The following is a 6,955-nucleotide window of genomic DNA, read 5'->3' on the forward strand; positions in this document are numbered from 1 at the left end:
CCTTTCTTGCCCGACAACAGGTTGCCGGCAGCAAGTGGCATATCGCATCGGGCGGGCGAACGAAAAGGCGCTTTTCCGGGCTTTTTACTTCGCTGGCACAGCGAGTCGTGGTAAGAACAAGCCGGGTCGCACGGGCGCTCAGCGGCTGCCATGCAGCAGCCGAGGCGCGGATCGTCAATGTCACTCGGGGGTGAACATGCGTCCCTTGTCGGCCCTTTTGTCGCTTTTCGTGCTGTCCGTACCGGGCCATGTCACCGCCCAGGAACTGCCCGCACTGGGCGGTGACTCCACGAAAGTCTCCGTATCGGGACTTTCCTCGGGCGGCTTCATGGCGGTGCAATATTCGGTTGCCTGGTCAAGCGAGGTGATGGGTGTCGGCGTGGTCGCCGGCGGCCTCTATAATTGCGGCTTCGTGTTCTCGGCGGACCCGATCGGCCAGTGCATGCAGAAGCCCTGGTCGGCAACGTCGAGCTGGTCCGCGGTCCGCGATTTCGCCAAGGCCGGGACGATCGATGCGGCTACCAACATCGCCCGGCAGCGCGTCTATCTGTTCACCGGGCAGAACGACACGGTGGTGGCGCCGGCGATGATGCGCAGCGTCTTCAACTTCTACGTGACCGCAGGCGTGGCGGGCCCGGCGCTGCGCTTCGTCGACACGCTGCCCGCAAGCCACGCCTTCGTCTCGGCGACCGTGGGCGGCAAATGCAGCGCGACGGACAAGGCCTATGTGGTGAAGTGCAAGGTCGGCAGCACCTTCTACGACCAGCCGCACGAGGTGCTCGATCATATCTATGGGCTCAAAGCGCCCGCGGCGACCACGCTGTCGGCCAAGCCGATCGCGTTCGACCAGCGTCTATATGGTGGCGATGCCGGCCAGATGGCCGACAAGGGCTATGCCTATGTGCCGGCGCGCTGCAGGCGCGCGGGTGCGGGCTGCGCAGTGCATGTCGTGTTCCATGGCTGCCTGCAGAGCGCGGACTCGCTGGGCAGCGACGAGATCTACGCCAAGCTCGGCTATAACCGCTGGGCCGACAAGAATGGCATCATCATGCTCTATCCGCAGGTCGACAAGAACCCGCTGGCCATGAATCCTTATGGCTGCTGGGACTGGTGGGGCTATACCGGCCTCGGTTTCCAGTTGCGCCATGGCGGGCAGATCGGTGCGGTCCACCAGATGGTGGCGCGGCTGTTGACGGCCGGCTGAGCGATCTCAGCGCGTGCGCGCGCGTTCGTCAAATGCTGACCGCGCCGCCTCGATCCGCTCCAGATTGGCGGCGGCCCAGATCCAGACGCCGCAAAATGCCTCCGCCAGTGTTCCGCCCAGGTCGGTGAGGCGATAGTCGACGCGCGGCGGGATCACCGGATGGATGGTGCGGATCACCAGCCCGTCGCGCTCCATCTGGCGCAGCGTCTGGGTGAGCATCTTCTGGCTGATGCCCGGCACCGCCTTGCCGATCTGGGTGAAGCGCAACTCGCCCTGCTCGGTCAGCGTTTCGAGGATCAGCATCGTCCATTTGTCGGCGACGCGGCCGATCACCTCGGTCACCAGTGCTTCGACGCGCGGGTCCATCTCCGGATAGTCGGCATGGGGGACGGCAGCGGGCATCGGGTCACTCTCTTTCGGGTGCGTATAAATCTTTCGGGTGCCTTCTTTCGTTGGGAGCCTAGCGGCGTACATCGCCGCCAGCAATCAGCACTGGAGGCGATGATGAAGACTCAAGGCAACACCATCCTGATCACCGGCGGCGGCTCGGGCATCGGGCAAGCACTCGCGCACCGGTTCCACGATGCCGGCAATACCGTGATTGTTGCGGGGCGTCGGCGCGAGGCGTTGGAAGCGGCCTGCGAGGGCCGGGCGAACATGCATGCGATGACGCTCGACGTGGAAAGCGCTGAGGGCGTGGCGGATTTCGCCGGGCGCTTGCTGGCGGCGCATCCGGGGCTCAACGTGCTGATCAACAATGCGGGGATCATGCGGTTCGAGGCGCTCGATGCGAAACGCGACCTCGCCGATGCCGAGGCGACGATCACCACCAACCTGCTCGGCCCGATCCGGCTGATCGACGCGCTGGTCGAGCATCTCGAAGCGACGCCCGACGCGGCAATCGTCAACGTCACCTCAGGGCTCGCCTTCGTGCCGCTGGTGACGACTCCGACCTACAACGCCACCAAGGCGGCGATGCACAGCTACACCGTGTCGCTGCGCGCGGTGCTGGACGGCAAGGTCGAGGTGATCGAGCTCGCTCCGCCTGCGGTGCAGACCGAGCTGACCCCGGGGCAGAGCCAGCGCCCGGGCTACCAGCCGCTCGAGGAGTTTGCGGACGAGGTACTGGCGCTGTTCGGCGAGACGCCGACGCCGAAGGAGGTGCTGGTCGAGCGCGTGAAGTTCCTCCGCAACGCCGAGCGCGAAGGGCGGTTCGAGGAGACGCTGGCACAACTGACCGCGATGGCGAAGGCGGCGCGGGAAGCGGTGGAGGGGTGACATGAAACTAAGCCCCTCCTCCTTGGAGGAGGGGTTGGGGGTGGAGGGATTCCAGACCAGAAGTTGGTCTCGGTGAGACACTGCCCCACCCCAACCCCTCCCCTGAAGGGCAGGGCAATCGCATTTGGAACCTCGCGACGACGGCACGTCCAAAACAATCGTCATCCCGGCGGAAGCCGGGATCCATTCGCGCTGAAATGGCGGTTCTTTCCCCCCGCGTCGAGGGCAATGGATCCCGGCTTTCGCCGGGATGACGGAGCAAATTTGCCAAATGCGATAGCCCTGCCCTGAAGGGGAGGGGCTAAAGTGCCCCCTACTTCCAAAACAAAACGGCCGGGGATCGCTCCCCGGCCGTTTCGTTTTTCCGGATGGGCCGTCGCGGGAGTAACTCCCGCGACGTCGGACGCGGCGGGGCCGCGCCGGCCGGCCTTCGCCGTCTCGGGGCGAGCAAGGCTCGCCCGTGCGGCTCAGGCGAACAGCTTCGCCCAGCCGCGCTTGGCGCGGTCCTTCCAGTAGCCGCGGTGGTAGGCGTCGGACGCCAGCAGCGGCATCACCGAACCGGCTTCCGCGAACACCATCTGCTCGATGCCGGTGTTCACCTTGCCCCAGCTGGCGGCTTCCTGCAGCGTCGAGGACGAGCAGGCGCCGTCGCGCACGTCGGCGACGGTGATCTGCACCGCGTACTTGTGCACTTCCACGTCCTCGTGACCGAGGATCTCGGCGCAGACGACGGTGTCCTGGATGAAGTTCTTCGGCACGCCGCCGCCGATCATCAGCAGGCCGGTGGTGCCCGCCTGGATCTTGATCTCGGTCAGCTCGCGGAAGTCCGCGACCGCGTCGATCATCAGGTACGGCTTGCCCGCCTTCATCTGGTCGACCTGGTGCTTGACGAGGCCGAAGCCCGCCGAGCTGTCGACGAACGCCGGGCAGAAGATCGGCACGTCATGCTCATAGGCGAGCTTGACCAGGCTGTTTTCCTTCTTGCCGTGCTCCGACAGATACTTGCCCATCTCGCGGATGAACGCGCGGCTCGAATAGGCGCGCGGCTCCAGCTCGTTCGCGATCTTGTTGATCGTGAAGTCGCAGTCCTGGAGCTGCTCCTCGTCGATGTAGGTGTCGTAGATGCGGTCGATGTAGAGCGAGCGCAGCGTGTCGTCGTCGGGGATCTCGAGCGCCTGATAGTGCTTGTGGCCCAGACCCTCGAAGAAATCCATGTCGACGATGGTGGCGCCGGTGGCGACGATCACGTCGACCATGTTGTTGCGCACCAGCTCGGCATAGAGGTCCATGCAGCCGCCGGCCGAGGTCGAGCCTGCGATCACGAGGCAGACCGTGCAGTCCTTGTCGGCCAGCATGTCGTTGTAGATCTTGGTGGCGCGGCCGAGGTCGCGGCTGGTGAAGCTCATGTCGCTCATCGCGTCGACGATCGGACGCGCGTCGAAGCTCTTGATGTCGATGTGCTTGACCTGCTTCGAAAGCAGCTCGGCCTTGCGGGTATCGTTGATCGGGGCGTTGGCCGCCGCGGTCTTGGTGAGGCTGTCGGTCATGGGAACTCCCATTTTCACATGGCCGCCGTCATTCAAAGGGGACGCGGAAACCCATATTTGCCCCGCCGCCTGGCGGAGGGGTCGGGGGAGGGGCTGTTCAGCCGCTCCCGATCAGGAACACGCCATGCCCTTCCCCGACCCCTCCCGCAAGCGGGAGGGGAGCGAGGTCGGATAAGACGTGCTGATTACAGCTTGACGACGTTCGAGGGGACCGCAGCCGCCTCGTCTTCGCCGGTGTAGAGCGAGACCATCGGCTCGTCGTCGACGATCACCGTGTCGCCCGCCGTGAAGCCGTTGAAGCCGGTGCGCATCGCCGCGCCGTACGCGCCGAGCATCCCGATCTCGATATAGTCGCCCGCCTGGATGTCGGCCGGCAGCTCGAACGGGCCCGCCATGCGATCCATGTCATCGCAGGTGGGGCCGTAGAAGCTGAAGCCCATGTCCTTGGCGTTCGAATCCGGCTCGCGGAGGAGACGGACCGGGAAGCGCCAGCCGATATGCGCCGCATCGAACAGCGCGCCGTACGCGCCGTCGTTGATGTACAGCTCGTCGCCGCGACGACGCTCGACGCGCACGATCAGCGAGCTGTATTCGGCGCACAGCGCGCGGCCCGGCTCGGCCCACAGCTCTGCCGAATAGGAAATCGGCAGGCTTTCGAAGGCGCGGTGGATCGTCGCGAAATAGCGCTCGAGCGGCGGCGGCTCCATGCCGGGATAGCTGGACGGGAACCCGCCGCCGACATCGACGACGTCGACGGTGACGCCCGCCTCGACGATGGCGGCGCGGGCGCGCTCCATCGCATTGGCATAGGCTTCCGGCGACATCGCCTGGCTGCCGACATGGAAGCAGATGCCCAGGGCATCCGCGACCTGGCGGACCGCGATCAGCAGGTCCTTGCTCTCGCCCGGGCCGACGCCGAACTTCGACGCGAGGCTGAGCTTCGAGTGATCCGACGAGACGCGGAGGCGTACGCACAGCGTGAGATCGGTGGCGCCCTTGGTGGCGCGCACGATCTTGTCCAGCTCTTCCATGCTGTCCAGGCTGAATACGCGAACACCGTACTCGAAATACGCCTCGGCAATGGCTTCCTCAGCCTTTACCGGGTGCATGAAGCACAGGGTTGCTTGCGGCGCGACACCGGCGACGAGGCGAACCTCGGCGATCGATGCGACGTCGAAATGCGTGATTCCGCTCTCCCACAGGATCTGGATCAGATCCGGCGAGGGATTGGCCTTCACGGCATACATCGAACGACCCGGGAACTTCTCTGCGAAGAACCGGGCCGCACGCGATGCAGCGTGCGGGCGGACGAGCGTTACCGGCTGGACCGGACGAAGCTTAGCGATGTCGGCAACGCGGTTGCCGATACGGGTGGTCGCTAACCCCAGCGCGCGATGATGCTTGTGCAACTCAAGGGACCTCCAAATGCCGCGAGGCAAACATTGACGAAAAGCTGCCTTGCGGTTGGAAGTCCCATGGGGCAGCGGAGGAGCGCACATATGCGCGTCGGACCCCCGTGTAAAGTGATTCTCGGGTCCGTTTTTCTACGGCGAGGGCTTTTTGTGACGATTTTGCGACAGCCGACCCGGGCGGGGGTCCGCGACGCGGCGGCGAAGGTGGCGGCGATCCTGCCGCCGACCCCGTTGTTGGTGCACGAGGTGCGGGGCGTGGCCGTGGCGTTCAAGGCCGAAAGCCTGCAACCGGTCGGGGCGTTCAAGATCCGCGGTGCATGGCACCGGCTGACCGCACTGGACGCGCGCGTGCGCGACAAGGGTGTGGTCGCCTTCTCCTCAGGCAACCATGCGCAGGGCGTCGCCTGGGCGGCGAAGCGGCTCGGCATCCCGGCGGTGATCGTGATGCCGGCGGATGCACCCAGGGTGAAGCTGGAGGCAACGCTGGCGCTGGGGGCCGAGGTGGTGCGCTACGATCGTCGGACCGAGAGCCGCGAGAAGATCGCCGAGCAGCTCGCCCATGCCCGCGGCGCCGCACTGGTGCCGAGCTTCGACGACCCCTGGATCATCGAGGGGCAGGGCAGCGCGGGCATCGAGGCAGCGAAGCAGATGGCCGATGCCGGGCTGGAGGCGCCGAGGCGCGTGCTGGTGCCGTGCGGCGGCGGCGGGCTTTCGGCCGGGATTGCGCTTGCGCTGCCCGAGGCGGAAGTGATGCCGGTCGAGCCGGAGGGCTGGGACGACATGCGGCGCAGCCTGGAGGCGGGCTGGATCGAACCGGTGGGAGACAATCCGCCACCGACCGCGTGCGATTCGCTACAGACTCAGCGGGTTTCTTCGCTTACCTTCGACGTCCTCGCGCGGCGCGGATCCATCGGCATGGCGGTCAGCGAGGCCGAGATACGGGCGGCGCAGCGCTGGGCGGCGGCGAAGCTGCGGCTGGTGGTGGAGCCGGGCGGTGCGGCGGGCATCGCGGCGCTGCTGGCGGGCAAGGTGCCGGCGGAACCCGGCACGCTGGTGATCGTTTCGGGCGGCAATGTCGACCAGGAGGACTATGCGCGAACGCTCGGGGGCACGGAATGATCGCGGAAGTCCGCTCGGCGCGGCGATTGCGCATGTCGCCAGCATCGGCACGCTCGTACTCGGCCATTTTCTCTGGTTCGCGCTTCGCATCGCCTATCGCGGCGAGCCCAGGCTGGCGGCGGCTGCCGCGTGCGGCTGCGTCTGCCTCGTCACCGGCGTGACGGTATGGGTGGTGGTGACCTGAGCGGGCTTGCCGGCCTCTATCCGCTGACCATGGGCATCGCCATGCTGGCGGTGTTCGCGCTCGCCTGGGGCGGGGTGACCGTGCTCCGTCGCGGCGACCGCCAGCGGGGCGTGCTTATGCTGGTCTGCGCGCTGGTGATTCTGGCGAACGTGCTGATCTGGACGGTGTAGGGTCGCGACCTAGCAAACTGCGCTCCCCTCCCGCTTGCGGG

The 6,955-nt window shown here is 66.3% G+C and carries 8 protein-coding genes; 5 read left to right on the forward strand and 3 right to left on the reverse strand.

From position 1 onward, the window contains the following. Positions 1–196 precede the first annotated feature (196 nt). The gene (locus SAZ01S_RS23545; protein WP_218018020.1) at positions 197–1,204 is read left to right on the forward strand and encodes an extracellular catalytic domain type 2 short-chain-length polyhydroxyalkanoate depolymerase; all 1,008 of its coding nucleotides are present in this window, start codon (positions 197–199) and stop codon (positions 1,202–1,204) included. A 6-nt stretch (positions 1,205–1,210) separates the two neighbouring features. On the opposite strand, the gene SAZ01S_RS04610 is transcribed toward SAZ01S_RS23545, so the two are convergent. After that, positions 1,211–1,606: a winged helix-turn-helix transcriptional regulator gene (locus tag SAZ01S_RS04610; protein WP_084580540.1), complete on the reverse strand. Its 396-nt coding sequence runs from the start codon at positions 1,604–1,606 to the stop codon at positions 1,211–1,213. A 102-nt stretch (positions 1,607–1,708) separates the two neighbouring features. Between SAZ01S_RS04610 and SAZ01S_RS04615 the strand changes: the two genes are divergently transcribed. Then, positions 1,709–2,482 (forward strand): SDR family oxidoreductase, encoded by a 774-nt coding sequence (locus tag SAZ01S_RS04615; RefSeq protein ID WP_084580556.1) that lies wholly within the window; start codon positions 1,709–1,711, stop codon positions 2,480–2,482. 467 nt (positions 2,483–2,949) lie between these two features. On the opposite strand, the gene SAZ01S_RS04620 is transcribed toward SAZ01S_RS04615, so the two are convergent. Together SAZ01S_RS04620 and SAZ01S_RS04625 are read right to left on the reverse strand one after the other, a co-directional pair. Further along, complete coding sequence (locus SAZ01S_RS04620; RefSeq protein ID WP_084580542.1) at positions 2,950–4,029, reverse strand: 1,9-bis(guanidino)-5-aza-nonane synthase; 1,080 nt, start codon at positions 4,027–4,029, stop codon at positions 2,950–2,952. Between the two features lie 185 nt (positions 4,030–4,214). Beyond that, positions 4,215–5,438 (reverse strand): type III PLP-dependent enzyme, encoded by a 1,224-nt coding sequence (locus SAZ01S_RS04625; RefSeq protein WP_084580544.1) that lies wholly within the window; start codon positions 5,436–5,438, stop codon positions 4,215–4,217. Positions 5,439–5,591: 153 nt separating this feature from the next. Here SAZ01S_RS04625 and SAZ01S_RS04630 point away from each other — a divergent pair, with 153 nt between their 5' ends. From SAZ01S_RS04630 to SAZ01S_RS04640, 3 genes are read left to right on the forward strand one after another with little or no spacing between them, the layout of a single operon-like run. Further along, complete coding sequence (locus tag SAZ01S_RS04630; RefSeq protein ID WP_084580546.1) at positions 5,592–6,560, forward strand: threonine ammonia-lyase; 969 nt, start codon at positions 5,592–5,594, stop codon at positions 6,558–6,560. Continuing rightward, complete coding sequence (locus tag SAZ01S_RS04635) at positions 6,532–6,744, forward strand: hypothetical protein (RefSeq protein ID WP_084580548.1); 213 nt, start codon at positions 6,532–6,534, stop codon at positions 6,742–6,744. Before SAZ01S_RS04630 ends, SAZ01S_RS04635 begins: the two co-directional genes overlap by 29 nt. After that, positions 6,726–6,914 carry a hypothetical protein gene (locus SAZ01S_RS04640; RefSeq protein WP_084580550.1) on the forward strand — a complete coding sequence of 63 codons (189 nt, stop codon included), beginning with the start codon at positions 6,726–6,728 and terminating at the stop codon, positions 6,912–6,914. The genes SAZ01S_RS04635 and SAZ01S_RS04640 overlap by 19 nt, the downstream gene beginning before the upstream one ends. Positions 6,915–6,955 lie beyond the last annotated feature (41 nt).

Origin of the sequence: Sphingomonas azotifigens NBRC 15497 (assembly GCF_002091475.1) — a bacterium.
In the GTDB taxonomy this organism is placed as follows: Bacteria; Pseudomonadota; Alphaproteobacteria; order Sphingomonadales; family Sphingomonadaceae; genus Sphingomonas; species Sphingomonas azotifigens.